The sequence below is a fragment of the Pengzhenrongella sp. genome (assembly GCF_036565025.1).
Taxonomy (GTDB): Bacteria; Actinomycetota; Actinomycetes; order Actinomycetales; family Cellulomonadaceae; genus Pengzhenrongella.
Map to the genome: position 1 here is coordinate 19,161 of NZ_DATCNW010000050.1, position 21,048 is coordinate 40,208.

A 21,048-nucleotide genomic window follows, 5' to 3' on the forward strand; every position below is an offset into this window, starting at 1 on the left:
CAGCGCGGGCTCTGGCGCGTGCTGGGTCTGACACCTGGTGGGGGTTCGGGGCTACTTGCCGTCGGAGTCGGCCGCGGACGGGGCCGCGCCGATGACGTGGTGGGTCGGGCCGGGCATGACCGAGTTGGCACCGTGCACGGACTTCCAGATGGCCTGGTTGAAGACCTGCTCGTCGATCTTGTCCTCGGTCGTCGTGTTCTGGCTCGCCGACTGCGCGGCCAACGGGGCGTTGGCGCCGTTCAGCGTCGTCATGTCGTACGGCGGCTTGATCGCCGCGTAGGGCCGCTGGTTGGCGTTCGGCGTGAACGAGGCGCTCATCGGCGTCGCGAACGCGTCGAACTGGGTGAGCGGCCCGATGCCGGCGATCAGCCCGACGGTGCGGACCATCGAGGCCGTGCTGTAGAAGGTCGAGTCGACCTTGCCGGTCTGCGTGTAGGGACTGATCGCCAGCGCGAGGGTCCGGTGCGCGTCGACATGGTCGGGGCCGTTCTGGGCGTCGTCCTCGGTCACGAAGATCGCGGTGTCCTTCCACGCCTTGGAGTGCGAGACCGTGTCGACGAGCTGACCGAGCGCGTAGTCGTTGTCCGCCACGTACGCCTTCGGGGTGGGCACGCCAGGCCTGGTCGCCTGCGTGTGGTCGCTCGGCAGCCGGACGAACTGGACCGTGGGGACCGCGTTCGCGGCGACGCTCGCCTTGAAGTCCTTGCTCCACTCGTCCACCCGCGGTGCCCCGCAGGTCGCCTTCAGCGCGGTGAAGGTCCCGGCCGAGTCCGGGCAGCTCATGTCGAAGCCCCGGTAGTCATGGTCCGTCTGCGCGTCGAGCACCGGGTCATAGGCGACCGACTTGCCGGCGAGGCTCTGCACGTAGAAGCCGTAGTTGCGGAAGCTGACGCCGGCCTTGGCGAGGCGCTGCCACACGTAGGTGTCGTCCGGCTGCTGGGCGGCGTTCTCCGGGTCGGCGTTCTCGCTCGGGTAGGGCGCCTTGCGACCGGAGTAGTTGGCGGGCCACATCTGCTCGGCGTACGGGTTGGAGTTCGCCGAGGCGGCCCAGTTCCAGCCGTTCGCGCTGACCTCGGCGTCCGCGTAGAAGTTGTCGACGGTGGTGAACTGCTTGGACAGCCGGCGGAAGTTCGGCGCGGACTCGTCGCCGAACAGGTTGAGCGACGGATCGCCGTTACCGCGGCCGAGGCTGCCCAGCTCCTGGTCGTACGTCCGGTTCTCCTTGACCACGTAGATCACGTGCTTGATCGGGCTCGGCTGGCCGGGCTGGCGCGGGATCACCTCACCGGTCGCCGTGTCGGGCCGGTTGTTCGTCGCGACCTGCGCGGTCGCGCGCGCGAGCTGCGCGCCGCTGGGCACGTCGAAGCTGCTCAGCGTGCCGGTGATCATCGAACCGCTGTACTGGTCCGGCGAGGTGGGCGCGGAGGACTCCGGGTTGGGGTGGCCCGGCCCGTCGTTCGGCCCTGCCCCCAGGCCCTTGGCGTTGGTGACGTGCAGGACGCCGTCGGCGAAGGCCAGCGATGTGGGGTACCAGCCCACGGGGACGACGCCGGCGACCTTCCTCGTCGTGAGGTCGACCACGGCGACGTCGTTGTTGCCCGAGTTGCTCACGAGCAGGCGCGCGCCCGCCTCGTCCAGCGCGAGGCCGGTCGGGTTGGAACCGACGGGCGCGTTCTTGTAGGGCGCCAGCGAGATCACCGACGACTTGCCGGCGGCCAGGTCGACCGCGGAGATGGTGTCCGCGTCACCGTTGGCGACGTACAGCGTGGTGCCGTCCTTGGACAGCACCGACTTGTTCGGGTGCAGGCCGACGTCAAGGGTCCGGGTGAGCTTCGGCGTCGCGCCCGAGACGTCGAGCACCGAGACCGTGGACGCGCCCTGGTTGGTCACATACGCCGTGGCCCCGTCGCGGGAGAGCGTCACCCACAGGGGGCGGTGGCCGCCCGGCGTCGTCGTGACGGCGCCAGTGCCCAGGTCGACGACGGATACCGCGTCGGCGAGCTGGTCGGCGACGACGAGCCGCTTGCCGTCGGGGGTCAGCGCCAGTCCGGCGGGGAAGAGGTTGAGCGCCGTGGTGTCCGGGGCCTTGGTGGGCAGCTGCAGGGGCGCACCCTCGGTGAGCTTCCCGCCGGCGTAGGAGTAGGTGCGGATCTTGGCGTTGGCGGCCGCGCTCGCGTACGCGTGGCGGCCGTCCGCGCTCCACACCAGCCCCATGTACAGGGACTCGGGGGACGCGTAGGTGAGGGTCTGCGTCACCTTGTGGCGGGCGACGTCCACGACCTGCAGGGACTGCGCGCCCTGGCCGTTGTTCGTGACGAGCAGCGTCTTGCGGTCCGGGGACAGCGCGGAGTTCATCGGAAGGTCGCCGAGCGAGGTCTGCGTGCCGGCGGGGGTGACCCGCTGGCCCATCGGGGTGGTGGCGGACCCGTCACCGGCCGGGCCGGCGACGTTGGGGGCGACGGCGGCGACCGCTCCACCGCCGACGAGCATGAAGGCAACAGTGCCGATCAAGACTTTCTTGCTGATCTTCGTCATGGCTCGGGACCGTAGGGGCGCACGGCGAATCCCCGAGTGCCATCCCGGGGTGATCGGATGAACAGTTCGCCAACTCGGTGCGACAGCGGCGAACTGTGCGCGGAGCTGCCGGGTTCAGCCCGCCAGGCCGGCGGCGGGCGGGCCGCCGGCGTACGCCGGTGTCACCCGCTCAGCAGCAGCGGGCCTGGGTCGCGGCACCCTCGTGCCGCGCCCGCCAGTACTCGCGCACGGTCTCCGGCTCGGCGCCGGGGTGCACCCGGGCCAGGTGCTCGACGTAGCGGGCGTAGTCGTGGTCGCCGAGCAGGGTCGTGACGTACCAGTGCACGCCGCGCCAGGCGCGCGCGACCGCTCGCACCGCCGCCGTCAGCAGTGCGAGCGCGCGCATCAGAGTCGTGCCTTCATCAGTGGTGGCTCCGGACCGGGGTCCGGCCGCGATCGAGCGCGTCCCACTCGGCCTGGACCTCCTTCTCGGTCGCGCTGGCCGCGAGCCCGTTCGGCGCGAACAGGTGCGACGGCGTCTCGGGGTCCTCGCTTGTAGGCAGCCCGCCAGCGCGCACCGCCTTCACGCAGACCACGGCGGCAGCGCCGACGACAATCAGCACGAGGACCGCGAACACGATCGAGAGCGTGCCCTGGATGGCCGTGTTGCGGATGACCGCGTCCATCGCCTCGGGGGTCGGTGCCGCCCCGAAGGTCTGCTTGCCGGCCGCCTTGGCATCGAGGAACGCCGCGTGGTTGGCCCAGTACCCGATCTTCGGGTTGTCCGAGAACACCTTCTGGTACGACGCCACCATGGTGATGACGAGGTCCCAGGCCAGCGGCGCGCCGGCGACCCACGCCCAGCGCAGCAGGTTCTTCTTGACCAGGACGGCGAACACGACGGTCAGCGCGATCGCAGCGAGCAGCTGGTTGGCGATGCCGAACAGCGGGAAGAGGGTGTTGATCCCGCCGAGCGGGTCGGTCACGCCCATCAGCATGATCGCGCCCCAGCAGGCGACGACGCCGGCCGAGCAGAGCCAGGCGCCCAGGCGCCAGGACGGGTCGCGGAACCGCTTGGCCGCGCCGCCGAGGTTGCCGATGGTGTCCGACAGCATGAACCGGGCGACCCTGGTCCCGGCGTCGACCGTGGTGAGGATGAACAGGGCCTCGAACATGATCGCGAAGTGGTACCAGAAGGCCGCGAGCTGCGACCCGCCAAGCACCTTCGACAGCACCTGGGACATGCCGATCGCGAGCGTCGGTGCGCCGCCGGTGCGGGAGATGATCGACGACTCGCCGACGTTCGCTGCCGCCTGGGAGATGTCCGCGGCGGTGATCGGCGTGCCGCCGAGTCCGAGGCTGTTGACGTAGGTCGCGGCGGTTGCCGGGTCGCCTCCGGTGAGCGCCGCCGGCGCGTTCATCGTGAAGTACAGGTGCTGGTCGATCACCAGGGCGGTGACGAGCGCCATGATCGCGACGAACGACTCGGTGAGCATGCCGCCGTAGCCGATGAGCCGCGCCTGGCCCTCCTTCTCGAGCAGCTTCGGCGTCGTGCCCGAGGCGATGAGCGAGTGGAAGCCGGACAGCGCGCCGCACGCGATGGTGACGAAGAGGAACGGGAACAGCGTCCCGGAGAACACCGGGCCGTTGCCCTCGATCGCGAACGACGACAGCGCCGGCGCGTGGATCTCGGGCCGCACGATGAGGATGCCGACGGCGAGCAGGATGATCGTGCCGACCTTCATGAAGGTCGACAGGTAGTCGCGCGGGGCGAGCAGCAGCCACACCGGCAGCACCGAGGCGGCGAAGCCGTACGCGATCAGGCACCAGGCGATCGTGACCGGCTCGAGCGTGAACCAGGCCACGCCCCAGTCGGTCCCGGCGACCCAGCCGCCGGAGATGATCGCGACGAGCAGCAGGACCAGGCCGATGATCGAGACCTCGGAGACCTTGCCGGGCCGCAGGGTCCGCAGGTACACGCCCATGAGCAGCGCGATCGGGATGGTCATGGTGATCGAGAAGACGCCCCACGGGCTGGCGGCGAGGGCATTGACGACAACGAGGCCGAGGATGCCGATCACGATGATCATGATGACGAAGACCCCGACGAGCGCGGCGGCGCCGCCCACCCGACCGAGCTCGTCGCGCGCCATCTGCCCGAGGCTGCGTCCACCGCGGCGCACCGAGAGCCACAGCACGAGGTAGTCCTGCACGGCGCCGGCAAGCACGCAGCCGAAGATGATCCAGATCGTCCCGGGCAGGTAGCCCATCTGCGCGGCGAGCACGGGTCCGACGAGCGGCCCGGCGCCGGCGATCGCGGCGAAGTGGTGGCCGAACAGGACCCGGCGGTCCGTCGGCATGAAGTCCTTGCCGTTGTCGAACGTCTCCGCCGGTGTCGCGCGGTCCGCCCGCGGGCGCACCACCTTGTACTCGATGAGGCGCGCGTAGAACCGGTACGCGACGACGTAGGTGGAGACCGCCGCGAGCACGAACCAGACCGCGTTGACGCTCTCCCCGCGGACGAAGGCGATCATCGCCCAGGAGACGGCTCCGAGCAGGCCGATGGCCGCGAACAGGGCCTTCTTGCGGGGGGTGATCGAGCTGCGGTCGACCACGCCGACCGGAGGTGAGGTGGAATCTGTGCGGACAAGTTCGACGGCGTCGTCGACCATGAGGCTCCAAGCAGTTTTGGTCACAATCCCCGAACCAGATGGTCGGCGTCCCTCGTGACGCCGACCATCCTACGCGGCAGCGCTTCCCGGGCCGGGACCTGCCCATCTATTCAACTATTCGTTCACCTGTCGAGCCGGTACACCCGCGCCTCCCACGGGCGCAGGGGCAGGTCGGCCCTGGCGTCGTCCGGGTAGTTCCCGAGCACGAGGTCAGCCCCGGCCCAGGCCTGCGCGTCGTCCAGCGCGCCGTCGAGCGTGACCTTCTGCTCGAGCGCGGTGAAGTTGCCCAGCACGAGCAGCTCCGTGCTCCCCAGCCGGCGCCGGAACGCGTACACCGCCTCGTCGTCGGGCGCCAGCATGGTGAAGTCGCCCAGCGCGACGACCGGCTCGGTGTGCCGCAGCTCGATCAGGCGGCGGTAGTGCCCGAAGACGGAGCTGGGGTCGTCGTACTGCGCGGCGGCGTTGATCTCGACGTGGTTCGGGTTCACCGCGATCCACGGCGAGCCGGTGGTGAACCCGGCATTGGTCGTCGCGTCCCACTGCACCGGGGTCCGGGCGTTGTCCCGGCTCACCGCGCGCAGCGCCTCGAGCAGGGTGTCCTGGTCCGAGAGGCCGTGCGCGATCGCCTCGGCGTAGTGGTTGAGGGACTCGATGTCCCGGTAGTCGTCGATCCGCTCGAAGTGCGCGTTCGTCATCCCGAGCTCTTCGCCCTGGTAGACGTACGGCGTGCCGCGGTGCAGGTGCAGCACGGTCGCGAGCATGGTCGCCGAGGCCGTCCGGTACTCGCCGTCGTCCCCGAAGCGGGACACGATGCGGGGCTGGTCGTGGTTGTTCCAGTAGAGGCTGTTCCAGCCGGTCTCGGCGAGCGCGTCCTGCCAGCGCCCGAAGGACGCCTTGAGGTCGGTCAGCCGCAGCGGGCGGACGTCGAACTTGTTCACGCCGTGGTCGAGGTCGACGTGCTCGAACTGGAAGACCATGTCGACCTCGGCCCGCGCGGGGTCGGTGTAGAGCACCGCGTCGTCGACGGTCACCCCCGGCATCTCGCCCACCGTGAGCAGCTTGTCACCGCGCCCGGCGAACACCTCGCGGTGCATCTCGGCCAGGAACTCGTGCATCCGCGGGCCGTCGCGGTAGTAGGCGAACCCGTCGCCGTACAGCGAGTGGTGGTTCAGCTCGCCGTCGGGCAGCGAGCCGTCCGGGGCCACCGTCTTGGAGATGAAGTTGATGACGTCCATCCGGAAGCCGTCGACGCCGCGGTCGAGCCACCACCGCATCATCTCGTGCACGGCGGCGCGCACCTGCGGGTTCTCCCAGTTGAGGTCCGGCTGCTTGCGGGAGAACAGGTGCAGGTAGTACTCGTCGGTCACCGGGTCGAGATCCCACGCGTGCCCGGAGAACGCCGACCCCCAGTTGCTCGGCTCCGCGCCGACGTCCCCGGGCGAGGTGCCCGCCCGGGCCGGGCGCCACCAGTACCAGTCGCGCTTGGGGTTGTCCGCCGAGGACCTCGACTCCACGAACCACGGGTGCTCGTCGGAGGTGTGGTTCACCACGAGGTCCATCACGAGCTTCATGCCGCGGGCGTGCACGTCGGCGAGCAGCGCGTCGAAGTCCGCCAGGGTGCCGAAGACCGGGTCGATCCCCTGGTAGTCGCTGATGTCGTACCCGGCGTCGTCCTGCGGCGAGGGGTACACGGGCGACAGCCAGAGGACGTCGACCCCGAGCCGCTCGAGGTGGTCGAGCCGGCTCGCGATCCCGCGCAGGTCCCCGATCCCGTCACCGTTCGAGTCGGCGAAGCTGCGCGGGTAGATCTGGTAGACGACGGCGCTCGTCCACCAGGGTGCGTCTGCGGAGTTCATGGGGTGGAGCCTCTCACTTGATGGCGCCGCGCGTGACACCGGAGATGACCCAGCGCTGGGCGAAGACGTAGACCACGAGCAGCGGCGCCATCGCCATCAGGTAGGACGCGAAGGCGATGGTGTAGTTGGTGCTGAACTGGCTCTGGAAGACGTACTGGACGAGCGGCAGCGTCGCGCCTCGCGGGTCGGACACGATGATCAGGGGCAGCAGGAAGTCGTTCCACACCCACAGGCAGGTCAGGATCCCGACGGTCGCGTTCATCGGTGCCATCAGCGGGAACATGATCTTCCAGAACACGGTCCAGGTGCTCGCGCCGTCCACGATGGCGGCTTCCTCCAGCTCTCGCGGGATGGAGTTGATGTACGCGACGAAGATGAAGATGTTGAACGACAGCCCGTAGACGACGTACAGCAGGATCAGGCCGATCTGGTTGTCCAGGTGCAGGAAGGCGGCCTGCTTCGCGACCGGGAGCATCAGGATCGGGAACGGCACGAACAGCGCCGAGATGAAGTAGAAGAACAGCCCCTTGAACAGCTTCCGGTGCATGTTGCGCGCGATCGCGTAGGCGACCATCGAGTTCGTCAGCAGGGTCAGCACGACCGCCCCGACGGTGATCAGCGCGCTGTTCAGCGCGGCCCTCGGGAAGTCCGTCAGCCGCCAGGCGTCGGCGAAGTTCTCCCAGCGCACCCTGGTCGGCAGGGCGAAGCCGGTGCCACCGAGCTGGTCGGGTGTCTTCAGCGCCGTGACCACGGCGAAGTAGAGCGGGATGGCGATCGTGAGGGACAGCACGATCAGCAGGCTGGTGAGCCACCAGTTGATCTTGATGCCCTCGGACCCCTCGCGCCGCTTGCGGGCCTTGCGGGTCTCGCGGACCTTGTGCGGAGCTGTGGTAACGACACTGGTGGCGGTCATGACGCGGACACCTCTCGACGCTGAAGGACTCGGAGCTGGAAGAGCGCGAACGCCACGATGACGATCATGAAGATCACGGCGTTGGCGAGCTGGTAGCCGTACTCCCCGCCCTGGAAACCGCCCTTGTAGATCAGGACGCTCACGGACTCCGTCGAGGTGCCCGGCCCGCCGTTGGTCAGCGGGATGATGTGGTCGAAGACCTGCATGAAGCCCTTGAGCGCGAGCACCATGTTGATGGTGAAGAACGACGCGATCATCGGGAACGTGATGCTGCGGAACTGGCGCCACGGACCGGCGCCGTCGAGCGCCGCCGCCTCGTAGAGCTCGGCCGGAACGGTCTGCAGCCCGGCGAGATAGATGATGATGTTGAACGCCGTCGCCTGCCAGACACCAAGGACGAGGATCCCTACCCACGCGAGCTTCGGGTCAGCGAGGATCGAGGTGGACAGCCGGTCGATCCCCAGCGCCGCGCCGATCGCCGGCAGCGTCCCGGAGAAGAGGTACTGGAAGACGTACCCGATCACCAGGATGGCCAGGATGTTGGGGATGAAGTAGACCCCGCGCAGGGTGTTCTTCCACTTGATCCGGCCGTTCAGCGCGACGGCGATCGCCAGGGCGAACGCGTTCACCAGGACCGTGGCGAGGATCGCGAACTTGAAGGTGAACAGGTACGCGGCCAGCACCCGGTCGTCGCTGAACAGCGCGATGTAGTTGGACAGCCCGACGAAGTTCCACTTCCCGTAGCCGGGCGAGTCCGTGAAGCTGTAGAAGATCCCCTGCAGCACCGGAAGCGTGTGGAACACGAGGAACAGGACGAAGGCCGGCAGGACCATCCAGTAGAACGCCTTAGCCGTGCCGGCCCCGCTCTTGCGGCGAGCACCCTTGGGCGGCGAGGCCGCCTTGGTGGGTGCCGGCGTCGTCGTGGTCGTCGTCGTGGTCGCCATCAGGACGCCACCGCCCCGAGGCCCCAGGTGCGGCGCTTGGCCACCTGGTCCCAGGTCTCGTCGAGGGCACCCAGGAACTTGTCCGTGTTGCGGTCGACGAGGAACTGCTGGAGCAGCGCCGCCAGCGGGATCGCCGGGATGAACTGGTGGTCGGTAAAGCCCACGATGCGCTCCTCGTCGAGGTACTTCTGCACCCCGGCCAGGGCAGGGTCGGTGTTCTTCTGGTCCTTCAGCACGGGGATGGCGACCTGGTCCTCGGCGTACTTCTGGACGACGTCGGGCGCCATCAGGAAGTCGATGAAACGCTGCGACTCCTTGGGGTGCGCGCCCTTCGCCGAGGCGGTGAGCAGCACGTCGATGCCGGACACGAGCGTGGTCTTCTTCGGGTCGTTCGTCGCCGGCAGCGCGAAGCTGCCGACCGTGAACTTCGGCTTGAAGGTGCGGATCTGCGGCACGGCGTAGCTCCCGAGCAGCAGCATGGCCGAGTCACCCTGCGCGAATGCGCGGGTGCCCTCCTCGTAGCCGAAGGCCGCGGGGTCCGGCTGCGTGTAGTCGTAGAGCGTCGAGAGCTCGTCGGCCGCGGTGCGCCAACCGTTCCCGAACGTCGCCTTGTCCGCGAACCGCTCGGGGAAGAAGTTCGCCGGCGTGGTCTGTGCCGTCAGCGGGGCCAGCGGGGACTGGGCGGTCCACGCGTCCTTGAGCATGCCGTAGAACGGCGTGACGCCGGCCTTCTTGAACGTCTTGGCGGCGGCGACGAGCTCGTCGAACGTCCGGGGCACCAACACGTCGTGCTCGGCGAAGATCTTCTCGTTGTACAGGACCCCGCTCGCGTTGGCGGCGAACGGGATGCCGTTCACCTCGCCGGGCTTGGCGGCTCCGAGGTTCTTCAGGACGTCGACGTAGCCCGGCTTGACGTCGTCGAGCACCGGCTGGTGGGCGAAGTCGGCGAAGATCCCGGCCGAGGCCAGCTCACCGAACGTGCCGTTGCCGTTGAGGGTCATCACGTCCGGGACGTCGTTCTTCACCAGGCGGGTGCGCAGTGCGGTCTCGGGGTCCGGGACGTTCTGCACGACCACGTGGATGTCGGGGTTCTGCTTCTCGAACTCCGACGCGAGCCCCTGGAAGTAGGTCACCGCCTCCGGCTTGAACTGGAAGAACGTGATCGTCGTGCGGCTGTCGTCGGGCGCGCACCCGACGAGGGATGCCGTGGCGAGCAGGGCGACGAGGCACGCGCCTATGCGTGCGGTGCGTCTTTGCATGGGAGGCCTTTCAGGGGTGAGCTGCGAACGGCGCGCGGTCGCGTCGGGTCAGATCGGTCTGGTTCGTGCCTAGGCGGGCTCGACCCGGCGGGCGTGCAGCAGGACGCTGCGCTCGGGGAACAGGACCGGTGCCCGCACGCCGACGACGGCGAGCGCGCGGCCGGTCGTGCGGATGCCCGCCGCCCACCACGGCAGCGGCGTCTGGCCGTTGCCCTCGACCCGGTCCCCCGGCGCGAGCGGGCGCACGTCGTACAGCGCGCCGGCGTCCAGACCGGGCAGGGTGACCAGCCCGGTCGGGTAGCGCACGCTCGTCGCGAGCTGGGTGATCGAGAAGATCGCCTCCGCGCCGTCGTCGGCCACCACCCCGCGGATCCGCAGGGCGGGGTCCGGGTGGTCGGCGTGCACGACGGCGCCCGAGTGCAGCAGCGCGCGGTGGTCCTTGTGGGCCGCGATCCACTCGGCGAGCCGGGCCCGCTCGGCGTCGTTCGCGGTCGTGACATCCCACTCAACCCCGAGGTGCCCGAAGAACGCCGACGCGGCGCGGAAGTCGAGGCTGGCCGTCCGTCCGGTGGTGTGCGAGACGGGGCTTCCGACGTGCGCGCCGATCAGCTCGGGCGGCACCAGGAGCTCGGTCCAGCGCTGGATCTGCTCGCGCTCGAGGGGATCGATGCAGTCGCTCGCCCAGATGCGCTGGGTGAGCTCGAGGATGCCGAGGTCCACCCGGGCGCCGCCCGACGCACACGTCTCGATCTCGACCCGGGGGTGCCGGCGCCGAAGCTCGAGGAGCAGCTCGTAGAGCGCGAGGGTCTGCCGTCGGACCCCCGGCACGCCGCGCGGGCCGTGCCCCGCGTCGATGAGGTCGCGGTTGTGGTCCCACTTGAGGTAGGCGACATCGTTGTCGGTGAGCAGCGCGTCGAGCCGCTCGAGGATGTACGCGAACGCCTCGGGGCGCCCGAGGTCCAGGACCTGCTGGAACCGCGCGCTGGGCGGGGTGCGCCCGCCGGTCGCGAGGATCCAGTCCGGGTGGGCGCGCGCGAGGTCGGAGTCGGGGTTGACCATCTCGGGCTCGACCCAGAGGCCGAACTCCATCCCGAGGCCGCGCACGTGCGAGATGAGCGGCTTGAGGCCGTTCGGCCAGACGACCTCGTCGACGTACCAGTCGCCGAGGCCCGCGGTGTCGTCGCGGCGGTGCCGGAACCAGCCGTCGTCGAGCACGTACCGCTCGACGCCGACGCTCGCGGCGACGTCCGCGATCGAGGTCAGCCGGCTGAGGTCGTGGTCGAAGTAGACCGCCTCCCAGACGTTCATGGTGACCGGGCGCGGCGAGCTCGGGTGGTCCGTGCGGGCGCGGAGGTAGCTGTGGAAGCGGCTCGCGAGCTCGTCGAGCCCGTCGCCGTGGGAGCCGAAAACCCAGGGCGACTCGTAGGACTCCCCGGGAGCGAGCGGGGATTCGCCGGCGAGCAGCAGCTCGCCCGCGGCGAGGAACGAGACGTTCGCGACGGTGCGCTCGGCGAGCAGGCGCTGGTTACCGCTCCAGGCGAGGTGCACGCCCCAGACGTGTCCGCCGCGCGCACCGAAACCGTCCTCGCCGGCCACGAGCAGCAGCGTCGAGTCCGCGCCCGGGCGCCCGCGCCGGCTCTCGCGCAGGTGGGTGCCGTCGTGCCACGGCCGGCGCTGCGGGGACCGCTCGCGCATGTGCCGTCCGGTCAGGTCGAGCAGCTCGGTGGCGTGCTCGGGGACCGGGAACGTCGCGAGGACCCCGGTCAGCTCGAAGGTTCCGACCCCGACGTTGCGGACCGTCGCGCGCTGGCGCACCAGGCCCGACGCCGTGAGCTCGAGCTCGAGCGTCACCGCAACGCCCGCGACGTCGTCGGCCGCCTCGACGACCAGGCGCGGCGCCTCGCCGGAGGTGAGCCGCAGGTCGGTCACGGCGAGCAGGACCGAGAAGTCGGCCCCGGCGCGGTGCCCGGTGAGCCCGGGCGTGCCGAGCCAGCCGCGCGACTGCTCGGGCAGCAGGCTGAACGGCGGTGTGTCGTCGGTGCTGCCCGAGACGCGCTGCGGTGCCTGGGCGTCGACGAGCGCCGCGAGGGCCTCCGCGGGCAGGTCGCCGAGGTCGACGCCCCAGTGCGCGATGCTCGGCAGACCGGTTCCACGGGCGTCGACGACGACGCTGGTGCCCCCCGATCGCAGGTGCAGGATCGGGGCGTGCAGCGGCGTCGGCATTTGCGACTCCCTTGTCTTTCGTCGCACCGTGGGTGCGTGGTGTCGTGTGGCTTGCGGTACAGCTAAGAGTTTCGCGCCGAAAGCCTCACAGTGTCAACCGGCGGGTAGTGCGCCCGTTCTTGCAAACTTTCTGGCATCCTAGGATTTGACATGGAAGCCTGATGGCCCGATCGGTACCATCGACGGCTCGGCCAGGCTCAAGAGGAGAGGTGCCCGTGCTTCGCCCCAACTGGTCCCCCGCGGGCGGCTCGACGCACCACGTCGCGCTCGAGATCCTGCGGCACGGACCGCTGTCCCGCAGCGAGCTGGCCCGACGCCTCGACCTCTCGCAGGCGAGCCTGACCCGCCTCACGCGGCCCCTGCTCGCCGGTGGACTGCTGGTCGAGGTGGCCCCGCGCACCGACCCGGTGTCCGGCCGCCCGACCCAGCCGCTCGACGTCGTGCCGGCCTCGCACCATTTCCTCGGCGTCAAGCTCACCGGCGACGCGGCGCACGCGGTGCTGACGGACCTGCGGGGAACCGTGCTCGCCACCGGCAGCGCCTCGCTGCCCGGCCACGACCCGCGCGACGTCGTCGAGGTGATCGCCGCGCTCACCGCCCAGGTCGGCGCCGGGCAGCCGACGGCGACCGGGCTCGGGATCAGCCTCGGCGGGCACTCCCCCGACGGCGCGAGCGTCACGCGTGCCCCGTTCCTCGACTGGCACGACGTCCCGCTCGGCGACCTGGTTGCCGCCCGCACCGGGATCCCGACGGTGGTCGCGAACGACGTGGCCGCGCTCACCGCGGCCGAGCACTGGTTCGGCGTCGGGAAGGGCCTGGCGAACTTCGCCGTGATCACGCTCGGGGCGGGCGTGGGCTACGCGCTGGTCGTCCATGACCAGCTGGTCAACCACTCCGACATGGGGATCGGGCTGATCGGTCACTACCCGCTCGGCGCGGGCGGGGCGCTGTGCGACCAGGGCCACCGCGGGTGCGCGACGGCGGCGCTGACGATCGGCGGGCTCACCGCCCAGGCATCCGCGGCGCTGGCCCGCCCGGTCGGCTGGGAGGAGCTGCTCGAGCTCGGGGCGGCGGACCACCCCGTCGCCGCGCGCCTGCTCACCGATGCGGGTCACGGCCTGGGGCGGCTCATCGCGGCGGTGGCCAACCTCACGATGGTGGACCGGATCGTGCTGACCGGCGAAGGCGTCGCGCTCGTCGGTGCGACGCGCGCCGCGGTCGACGAGGGGATCGCGGCCGACCGCGAGCCGCTGGCCTCGAAGGTCGACGTCGTGGTGAGCCCGGGCGACTTCACCCGGTGGGCGCGGGGCGCTGCGGTAGTGGCGATCCAGGACTTCGCGCTGCAGGAGCCCGACGGCGGCTGAAGGCCGGCCGCTCGGGGCCGACGGCCGGCCACCGGGCCTGGGCGGGCGTTCGCCAGCCCGGGGCGTCGCTGGCCCGGGGCGGGGCGTTCGTCGGCCCGACATCGACAGGCCCGCCCGAACGGGTAGATCCTCGTGGGGTCTGTCACCAGTCAGCACGAGGAGTGAGCCAATGTCACCAACGCCCGCCTTCAGCCCAGAGTCCCTGATCGATCTCCGCTCCCGGTTCAACCGCCGGGTGCTCGGCCCCGGCGACGCGGGATACGACGAGGCGCGCACGGTCGTGACCGGCGGCTTCGACGGGCGACCGGCGGTGATCGTCCGTGCCGGCGACGCCGACGACGTCGCGCAGGTCATCGCGCTGGCCCGCCAGACCGGGCTCGAGCTCGCGGTGCGCAGCGGGGGCCACAGCGGCGCGGGGCACAGCACCACCGACGGCGGGATCCTGCTGGATCTGCGGGACCTGAGCTCGTTCGAGATCGACACCGCAGGCCGCACCGCGTGGGCGGGCGCCGGCATCACCGCCGCCGAGTACACGGTCGCCGCGGCCGAGCACGGTCTCGCGACCGGTTTCGGTGACACCGGATCGGTCGGCGTCGGCGGGCTGACGCTCGGCGGCGGCGTCGGGCTGCTGGCCCGCAAGCACGGCCTGACCATCGACAGCCTGCTCGCGGCCGAGATCGTGACCGCCGACGGCGAGCTGCTCCGCGTCGACGAGACCTCCCACCCGGACCTGTTCTGGGCGATCCGCGGGGGCGGGGGCAACTTCGGCGTCGCGGTCCGCTTCCAGTTCGCCCTGCACACTCTCGACGGCGTCGTCGGCGGCCTGCTCGTCCTGCTGGCCACCGCGCAGACCCTCGCGGGCTTCGTCGCGGCTGCCGCGGCGGCCCCCGAGGAGCTGACGACGATCGCCAACGTGATGAACTGCCCGCCGATGCCGTTCGTCGCCGCGGAGCACCACGGCAGCCTCGTGATCATGGCGGTGATCTGCTACGCCGGGGCGGAGGCGGACGGGCTGCACGCGCTGCAGCCGTTCTGCGACCTGGCCGAGCCGCTCGCCAACCTGGTCCACGCCATGCCGTATCCCGACATCTATCCGCCCGAGGACCCCGACTACCACCCGACCGCCGCGTCCCGGAACATGTTCCTGAGCTCGATCGGCCTTCCGGAGGCCGCGGTGATCATCGAGCACCTGGCGGCGTCCGACGCGTCGCTGCGGGCGGCCCAGGTGCGCGTCCTCGGCGGCGCGGTGGCGCGCGTGCCGGCCGACGCGACGGCCTACGCGCACCGCACCAGCCCGATCATGGTCAATCTGGCCGCGTTCTACGACGCGCCGGCCGACCGCGAGGTGCGCGGGGCCTGGGTCGAGGAGTTCGCCCGCGCGCTCAACCAGGGCGACGACGGGGTGTACGTCAACTTCCTCGCCGAGGAGGGCCCCGAGCGCATCCGCGCCGCCTATCCGAAGTCGACGTGGGACCGGCTGGCCGCGACCAAGGCGAGGTACGACCCCACGAACCTCTTCCGCAAGAACCAGAACATCCCCCCGACCGTCAGTTCCTAGGTTCCACCGCAACGTCCGAGCGTTGACGTCCTATAGGACGTCAACGCTCGGACGTTGCGGCTCTTGGGGCGTCGTCAGGCACGGCTGTCGCGGGACGCGCTCGGTGCCGGGCGAGTTCCCTGGACGTAGTGCAGGAACGGGCGCAGGTCACCTCGGGCACCCACCGTGAAACCTGCGCCCCGCACCAGCGGCTCGAGGCGATCGATCGGGTTGCGCTGCATCTCCGGGCCGGTCACGGCCCCGAAGAGATGGCGTCCTATCCGGCTCGTCGGCGGGCGGAAGTCGGCCACCAGGAGCCGGCCGCCGGGGCGGAGCACCCGGAACATCTCCGAGAACGCCTGGGCCCGCAGGTCCTCGGGCAGGTGGTGGACCATCAGGCTGGACAGCACGACGTCGAACGTGCCGTCGCGGGCATCGAGCGCCTCGGCCACCCCGAGGTCGAACGAGCAGTCGGCCCTCCCGACGGCGGCCTGCTGGGCATAGCGAATGACCGAGGGCGACGGGTCGATGCCGACCGCCGCACCACCGGGGCGCACCGCGTCGGCGGCGAGCCGGGTCAGGTAGCCGGGCCCGCAGCCGACGTCGAGCACGCGGTCCCCCGGGCGGGCGCCGCTGAGCGCGACCAGCCGGGTGAAGACCCGACGTCGTCGGCCCGCGAAGACGAGCGTGCTGAACACCTCGTACGCGCGCGCCGGACCGATGATCGATCCGCGGGTCGTGGGCTGTGGATCACCGTGCAAGAACTCGACGAGTCCCATCATTCCTCCTTGCTTAGCTGCGGCTAAGTAACGCTAACTTAGTCACGACTAAGCGATTCGCGCAAGAGCAACTACGCTGCAGGGGTGACGCAGCCCGAGACGACCACCGCGCGGGTCCGGATGAGCGCCGACCAGCGGCGCGAGTCGATCCTCCGTGCCGCGACGAAGGTCTTCGCCGAGCACGGCTACCGGCGCGGGAAGGTCTCCACGATCGCCGAGCGCCTCGGCGTGAGCGAGCCGGTGATCTTCCAGAACTTCGGCACCAAGGCCGCGCTGTTCCGCGCGGTGCTCGACCGGCTCGCCACGACGGCGAACGGCGTGCTCGCCGCGGCGATCTCGCACGGCGGTTCGGTGTCCGAGCTGCTGGCACTGGCCCTGTCTCCCGCGCACATCGTCGAACTGCACGCGCCGGGATCGCTCGGGGCCCTGTTCGCCGAGGCCTCCGGCCTGACCGCCGATCCCGACGTCGGCGAGGCCGCCCGGCGCGCGATCCAGCAGGTGGCCGACGGCCTGGCCGACGTGCTGACCCGCGGGCAGGCCGCGGGCGACATCGGCGCCGACCTCGACCCGGTCGCGGGCTCCTGGTGGCTGCTCTCCCTGCTCTCGGCTCGCGCGTTCCGGACCGCGATCGCGCCCGACCCGGCGGCCATCGAGGCGGAGCTCGCGGCGATGACCCTGCACCTGTTCACCGCGTCCGGCGGCGCCGACCTCCCGTGAGTAGGCCGTGCGGTTCGACGACGCCGATCAGGTGAGGTCGCCCGTCAGGTAGCGCTGCAGGGTCGGCGCGATGGCGTCCGCGATGACTGAGGCGTCGCGCGACGCCAGCGGCTCCACCTCGACGATGTAGCGGGCCATGATCAGCCCGACGATCTGCGACATCACCAGCGACGCCCGGTAGGCGGCGTCGTCGGAGCCGATGCCCTCCGCGATCGGCGTGAGCACCTCGCGGGTCAGCAGGTCGCGGACCAGGCGCGCGGCCTCGGGCTCGGAGGCGGCGGCCCGGACGAGGCTGACGACCCGACTCCTGCCCTGCTCCGACTCGAACACGCCGATGGCGAAGTGGGCCAGTCGCGCCCCGGCGTCGTCCCGGTCGCCCGTCAGGAGCGCGGGCAGGACGTCGGCCGGCTGGAACGGCAGCTCGACGACCTCGAGAAAAAGCTGCTGCTTGGTGCCATGGAAGTGGCTGACCAGCGTCGGGTCGACGCCCGCCTCGAGGGCGACCTGCCGCATCGAGGTGCGGTCGTAGCCGAGCTCGGCGAACTGACGGCGCGCGGCCGCCAGGATCGCCTCTCGCGTGCCGCTCTCGCCGGGTCGCCTGCCTGAGTGCGCGCGCACCACCATCACCTGTCTCCGATCGCCTCTTGACAGCCACTATTCCATAAGCACAGAATTCATCACGTCCAGAATTCCGAACCTGAGGATATCCGATGTCCGACTCCGCACCCACCCTGTCCCCTCGTCGGCGCAGCGCCCTGCTCGGGGTCATCGCACTGGCCCTGATGATGGTCGTCTCCGCGGTGAGCGGCCTGAACGTCGCGCTGCCCGACCTTGCGATCGACACCGGGGCCTCCCAGACCCAGGTGACCTGGATCGTGGACGCGTACACGCTCGTCTTCGTCGGGCTGCTGCTCCCGGCGGGCGCCCTCGGCGACCGCTACGGCCGCAAGCGCGTGCTGCTCGCGGGACTGATGATCTTCGGCGCCGCGGCCTGCGCGGCCATGTTCGTGACCTCCCCGGGGACCCTCATCTGGCTGCGCGCGGCGATGGGGATCGGCGCGGCCGCCGTCATGCCGGTCACCCTGTCGATCATCACGACCTCCTTCCCACCCGCGGAGCGCGGCCGCGCGGTCGGCGTCTGGGTCGGGGTGGCCGGCGGTGGCGCGGTGATCGGCCTGTTCGGCTCGGGGATCCTGCTCGAGTTCTTCGCGTGGAACTCGTTCTTCGGGCTCAACGTCACCCTCGCGGTGCTCGCGCTGATCGGGACGATCGTCGTCATCCCGTCCTCGCGCGACGCCCACCCGCCGCGGCTCGACCCCCTCGGCGCGCTGACCACGCTGGTCGGCCTGGTCGCCCTGGTGTACGCGATCATCGAGGGCCCCGAGCGCGGCTGGTCCGACCCGCTCACGATCGGCGCCTTCGCGCTCAGCGCGGTCTCGCTCACGTCCTTCGTGCTGTGGGAGCTGCGCAACCCCGAGCCCATGCTCGACGTGCGCCTGTTCGCGCTGCGCGGCTTCGGCACCGGCTCCCTCGCGCTCACCGCGCAGTTCTTCGCCAGCTTCGGGCTGTTCTTCATCGTCCTGCAGTACCTGCAGTACGTCGCCGGCCTGTCCCCGTTGCAGTCGGCCCTCGCCCTGCTGCCGCTGCCCGTCGTGCTCATCCCGTTGGCCCGCACCGCACCCCGCATCGCCGACCGGTTCGGCATCAACCGGGTGGTCGCCGTCGGCCTCACGCTCAGCGCGACGGGCATGCTCGTGCTCACCACGCTCGACGTCGATTTCGTCTACTGGCACCTCGCGCTCGGCCTCGCGCTGTTCGCCGCCGGGATGGGCCTGGCCGGCACGCCGTCCACGACCGCCATCGTGTCCTCGCTGCCGCAGTCGAAGCAGGGCGTCGCGTCCGCGGTGAACGACACCTCGCGCGAGCTGGGCAGCGCGCTGGGCATCGCGGTCCTCGGCACCATCCTGAGCTCGGGCTACCGCACCGGCCTGGGCGGCGCCCTGGCCGGGCTGCCGACCGCCGTCGTCGAACGCGTCGAGTCCTCCGTCTCGTTCGTCTCCCTCGGCACCGGCCAACTCGAGAAGTTCGGCCCCGCGGGAGCCACCCTCGTCGCCGTCGCCAAGCAGTCGTTCGTGCACGCCACCGGCACCGCGTTTCTGACGGCCGCGTGCGTGCTGGTCGTCGCCGCGGCCTACGTCGAGGTGCGCGCACCCAAGCGCGACGAGGTTGGCTCGGACGAGGCCCCGATCTCGGCGGCCGCGCCTCGGTGAGGCGGCGAGCACGACGGCGAGGTCACCGCACCCACGCGCGATTTCACCTCCCCAACGCCTGCCTGGTGATTGTCCAGCAGGCGGCGGGCCAGCGATTTCACCCCCGATGGCAGGGGTCGCAGAATGCGATGATCCGTAGCCTCGCCTGACACAGGTCATCCCATTTGTCCGACTTGGCCCCTCGGATCCGCAGGCGCGCTGCGCGGATTCTTCCGACACTCGACTGCGGAGGCACCGTGACCGGATCGGCCCACGACCTCGCGAACGAGTTCATCTCCGTTGCCACGGACCAGCCGTCCGCCTGCACCTCGGAATTCTGCGGCGATGCCGTGATCACCGTCGGGGATGCCTACGCGACCGTTCGCGATCGCGAGATCTGCACCATGCTGGTCCGCGCCCACGCGCGGGATCCCGGCCCCCTGGTCGCCTTCGCGAGACGGCACGTGACGACGTTGGTCATCGAGGACTCCGAGCCCCTGGTGGAATCGCTGCTGCGCGGCAGGGTCGGCGGTGCGTCGTCGATCATCGGCCGCCTCTCGGGGCACCTCGCCCGGCACGGTGCCCTCTCGACCGACGACGTCGACCTGGCGCTCGCCGGACAGCGGGCGCAGAACCCAGCTCCCGAGGCCGAGACCCGGCCACCCCCGCAGCGGTACGCCGCGCTGTTCGAGGCCGTGACCGCGCTGCGGAAACAGGGGGCATTCGTCGCGACGGACGTCGGGTCGTCGGTCCGGCTGTGCTATCCGCCGTACGACGGCGCAGATGCCGCGCTGGCGGTGGGTTCAGCCGTCACGGTAGCCGGTGACGCGGCACGCTCCGGAAGACACGCGCTCGCCGTGATCGGTGACTTCGGGCTGCTGCACAGCGGGCTCCCCGCCGTGATCGACGTGGCCGCCAGCGGGCTTCCCGTCGTGGTCGTCGTGCTGGTGAACGGGATCCAGGCCACCACGGGCGGTCAGCGAGTCGCCGACGTGGACCTGGCACCGTTGCTCCGGGCCTGCGGCATGTCGGTCATCGAACAGTGGCACGCCGACGAGCTCGACTCCGACCAGACCCGGGCGCGCCTCACCCGACTGCACCGAGCGGGTGGACCCTGCGTAGTCCTCGTGTTCGACGGCGCAGGACCTCGTCGTTCATGAGTGCCGCGCGGCGGCCGGATCGGGCTTCGGGCCGACTCCGGGGCCCGCCGAAAGTCGCGGGATCCCGGGAGCGTGGCCTCGACCCCTGAGGTGCAAATCTGTCGTGTCAGCGCGCGCTGGGATCGTACTGTCGTCGCATGCACCTGCTCTCGGTCAACATCGGCAAGGTCCGCACGAACCCGTGGAAGGGCCTCACCGCGACCGGCATCGACAAGCGCCCGGTCGACGGGCCGGTCGCCGTGACCGCGCCGGGGCCCAAGGGCACCGGCGCGGTCGGGCTCGCGGGAGACAGGGTGTACGACGTCGCGCACCACGGCGGCACCGACCAGGCGGTCTACGCCTACGCGCGCGAGGACCTCGATCGCTGGGAGACCGAGCTCGGCCGGCCGTTGCCGAGCGGCACGTTCGGGGAGAACCTCACGACGTCCGGCATCGACGTCACCGGCGCGCTGATCGGCGAGCGCTGGCGGATCGGGCCCGACGTCGTGCTGGAGGTGTCCTGCCCGCGGATCCCCTGCGGCACGTTCCAGGGCTGGCTGGAGCTCGCCGGCTGGATCAAGCGGTTCACCCAGGCCGCGGTGCCCGGCGCGTACCTGCGCGTGATCGAGCCGGGCGAGATCCGCGCGGGCGACACGGTCGAGGTCGTCTTCCGGCCGGACCACGACGTGAGCATTGCGCTCAGCTTCCGCGCGTTCACCACGCAACCGGACCTGCTCCCGCGACTCCTGGTCGCCGACGCCCTGCCCCACGACGACCGCGACCAGGCCCGCAAGCGCATCGGCGCGAACGCCGCGAGGGGTCCCGCCGCCCAGGAAGTGCCCCGGAAACCGCAACGTCCGAGCGTTGACGTCCTATAGGACG

Annotated in this window: 16 protein-coding genes; 6 read left to right on the forward strand and 10 right to left on the reverse strand. The window is 70.8% G+C overall.

The features are described from left to right. Positions 1 to 51: 51 nt before the first annotated feature. From VIM26_RS02600 to VIM26_RS02635, 8 genes are all read right to left on the reverse strand, one after another. Positions 52 to 2,535, reverse strand: a complete 2,484-nt coding sequence (locus VIM26_RS02600; RefSeq protein WP_331948759.1) for a bifunctional YncE family protein/alkaline phosphatase family protein — start codon at positions 2,533 to 2,535, stop codon at positions 52 to 54. Between the two features lie 169 nt (positions 2,536 to 2,704). Further along, entirely contained in the window at positions 2,705 to 2,920 is a 216-nt protein-coding gene (locus VIM26_RS02605; protein ID WP_331948760.1) for a YbdD/YjiX family protein, read from the reverse strand. A 16-nt stretch (positions 2,921 to 2,936) separates the two neighbouring features. Further along, a complete protein-coding gene (locus tag VIM26_RS02610) occupies positions 2,937 to 5,186 on the reverse strand; it encodes a carbon starvation CstA family protein (RefSeq protein WP_331948761.1) in 2,250 nt (749 codons plus the stop codon). Between the two features lie 122 nt (positions 5,187 to 5,308). Beyond that, positions 5,309 to 7,042, reverse strand: a complete 1,734-nt coding sequence (locus VIM26_RS02615; RefSeq protein WP_331948762.1) for an alpha-glucosidase — start codon at positions 7,040 to 7,042, stop codon at positions 5,309 to 5,311. Between the two features lie 13 nt (positions 7,043 to 7,055). Further along, entirely contained in the window at positions 7,056 to 7,955 is a 900-nt protein-coding gene (locus VIM26_RS02620) for a carbohydrate ABC transporter permease (protein WP_331948763.1), read from the reverse strand. Beyond that, entirely contained in the window at positions 7,952 to 8,899 is a 948-nt protein-coding gene (locus tag VIM26_RS02625) for a sugar ABC transporter permease (protein ID WP_331948764.1), read from the reverse strand. Before VIM26_RS02625 ends, VIM26_RS02620 begins: the two co-directional genes overlap by 4 nt. After that, positions 8,899 to 10,158 carry an ABC transporter substrate-binding protein gene (locus tag VIM26_RS02630; protein ID WP_331948765.1) on the reverse strand — a complete coding sequence of 420 codons (1,260 nt, stop codon included), beginning with the start codon at positions 10,156 to 10,158 and terminating at the stop codon, positions 8,899 to 8,901. Before VIM26_RS02630 ends, VIM26_RS02625 begins: the two co-directional genes overlap by 1 nt. Positions 10,159 to 10,227: 69 nt before the next feature. After that, positions 10,228 to 12,381, reverse strand: a complete 2,154-nt coding sequence (locus VIM26_RS02635) for an alpha-galactosidase (RefSeq protein WP_331948766.1) — start codon at positions 12,379 to 12,381, stop codon at positions 10,228 to 10,230. A gap of 215 nt (positions 12,382 to 12,596) precedes the next feature. On the opposite strand from VIM26_RS02635, the gene VIM26_RS02640 reads away from it, so the two are divergent. Together VIM26_RS02640 and VIM26_RS02645 are read left to right on the forward strand one after the other, a co-directional pair. Beyond that, positions 12,597 to 13,745 (forward strand): ROK family transcriptional regulator, encoded by a 1,149-nt coding sequence (locus VIM26_RS02640; RefSeq protein WP_331948767.1) that lies wholly within the window; start codon positions 12,597 to 12,599, stop codon positions 13,743 to 13,745. A 169-nt stretch (positions 13,746 to 13,914) separates the two neighbouring features. Then, complete coding sequence (locus VIM26_RS02645) at positions 13,915 to 15,303, forward strand: FAD-binding oxidoreductase (RefSeq protein WP_331948768.1); 1,389 nt, start codon at positions 13,915 to 13,917, stop codon at positions 15,301 to 15,303. Positions 15,304 to 15,377: 74 nt separating this feature from the next. Here VIM26_RS02645 and VIM26_RS02650 read toward each other — a convergent pair whose 3' ends face one another. After that, a complete protein-coding gene (locus tag VIM26_RS02650) occupies positions 15,378 to 16,061 on the reverse strand; it encodes a class I SAM-dependent methyltransferase (protein WP_331948769.1) in 684 nt (227 codons plus the stop codon). An 84-nt stretch (positions 16,062 to 16,145) separates the two neighbouring features. Here VIM26_RS02650 and VIM26_RS02655 point away from each other — a divergent pair, with 84 nt between their 5' ends. Beyond that, positions 16,146 to 16,778, forward strand: a complete 633-nt coding sequence (locus VIM26_RS02655; protein WP_331948770.1) for a TetR/AcrR family transcriptional regulator — start codon at positions 16,146 to 16,148, stop codon at positions 16,776 to 16,778. Positions 16,779 to 16,805: 27 nt separating this feature from the next. Here the strand turns inward: VIM26_RS02655 and VIM26_RS02660 are convergent, their stop codons facing one another. After that, complete coding sequence (locus VIM26_RS02660) at positions 16,806 to 17,396, reverse strand: TetR family transcriptional regulator (RefSeq protein ID WP_414696432.1); 591 nt, start codon at positions 17,394 to 17,396, stop codon at positions 16,806 to 16,808. 92 nt (positions 17,397 to 17,488) lie between these two features. Between VIM26_RS02660 and VIM26_RS02665 the strand changes: the two genes are divergently transcribed. From VIM26_RS02665 to VIM26_RS02675, 3 genes are all read left to right on the forward strand, one after another. Continuing rightward, positions 17,489 to 19,048: an MFS transporter gene (locus tag VIM26_RS02665; protein WP_331948772.1), complete on the forward strand. Its 1,560-nt coding sequence runs from the start codon at positions 17,489 to 17,491 to the stop codon at positions 19,046 to 19,048. Positions 19,049 to 19,284: 236 nt separating this feature from the next. Then, a complete protein-coding gene (locus VIM26_RS02670) occupies positions 19,285 to 20,187 on the forward strand; it encodes a thiamine pyrophosphate-dependent enzyme (protein ID WP_331948773.1) in 903 nt (300 codons plus the stop codon). Positions 20,188 to 20,324: 137 nt separating this feature from the next. Further along, positions 20,325 to 21,044: an MOSC domain-containing protein gene (locus VIM26_RS02675; protein WP_331948774.1), complete on the forward strand. Its 720-nt coding sequence runs from the start codon at positions 20,325 to 20,327 to the stop codon at positions 21,042 to 21,044. Positions 21,045 to 21,048 lie beyond the last annotated feature (4 nt).

Bases quoted from the DNA above. Each gene is read 5' to 3' on its own strand.
- VIM26_RS02605 (WP_331948760.1), bottom strand. From the start codon at position 2,920: ATGCGCGCGCTCGCACTGCTGACGGCGGCGGTGCGAGCGGTCGCGCGC.
- VIM26_RS02675 (WP_331948774.1), top strand. From the start codon at position 20,325: ATGCACCTGCTCTCGGTCAACATCGGCAAGGTCCGCACGAACCCGTGG.
- VIM26_RS02645 (WP_331948768.1), top strand. From the start codon at position 13,915: ATGTCACCAACGCCCGCCTTCAGCCCAGAGTCCCTGATCGATCTCCGC.
- VIM26_RS02615 (WP_331948762.1), bottom strand. From the start codon at position 7,042: ATGAACTCCGCAGACGCACCCTGGTGGACGAGCGCCGTCGTCTACCAG.
- VIM26_RS02630 (WP_331948765.1), bottom strand. From the start codon at position 10,158: ATGCAAAGACGCACCGCACGCATAGGCGCGTGCCTCGTCGCCCTGCTC.
- VIM26_RS02610 (WP_331948761.1), bottom strand. From the start codon at position 5,186: ATGGTCGACGACGCCGTCGAACTTGTCCGCACAGATTCCACCTCACCT.
- VIM26_RS02665 (WP_331948772.1), top strand. From the start codon at position 17,489: ATGTCCGACTCCGCACCCACCCTGTCCCCTCGTCGGCGCAGCGCCCTG.
- VIM26_RS02635 (WP_331948766.1), bottom strand. From the start codon at position 12,381: ATGCCGACGCCGCTGCACGCCCCGATCCTGCACCTGCGATCGGGGGGC.
- VIM26_RS02620 (WP_331948763.1), bottom strand. From the start codon at position 7,955: ATGACCGCCACCAGTGTCGTTACCACAGCTCCGCACAAGGTCCGCGAG.
- VIM26_RS02650 (WP_331948769.1), bottom strand. From the start codon at position 16,061: ATGGGACTCGTCGAGTTCTTGCACGGTGATCCACAGCCCACGACCCGC.
- VIM26_RS02600 (WP_331948759.1), bottom strand. From the start codon at position 2,535: ATGACGAAGATCAGCAAGAAAGTCTTGATCGGCACTGTTGCCTTCATG.
- VIM26_RS02625 (WP_331948764.1), bottom strand. From the start codon at position 8,899: ATGGCGACCACGACGACGACCACGACGACGCCGGCACCCACCAAGGCG.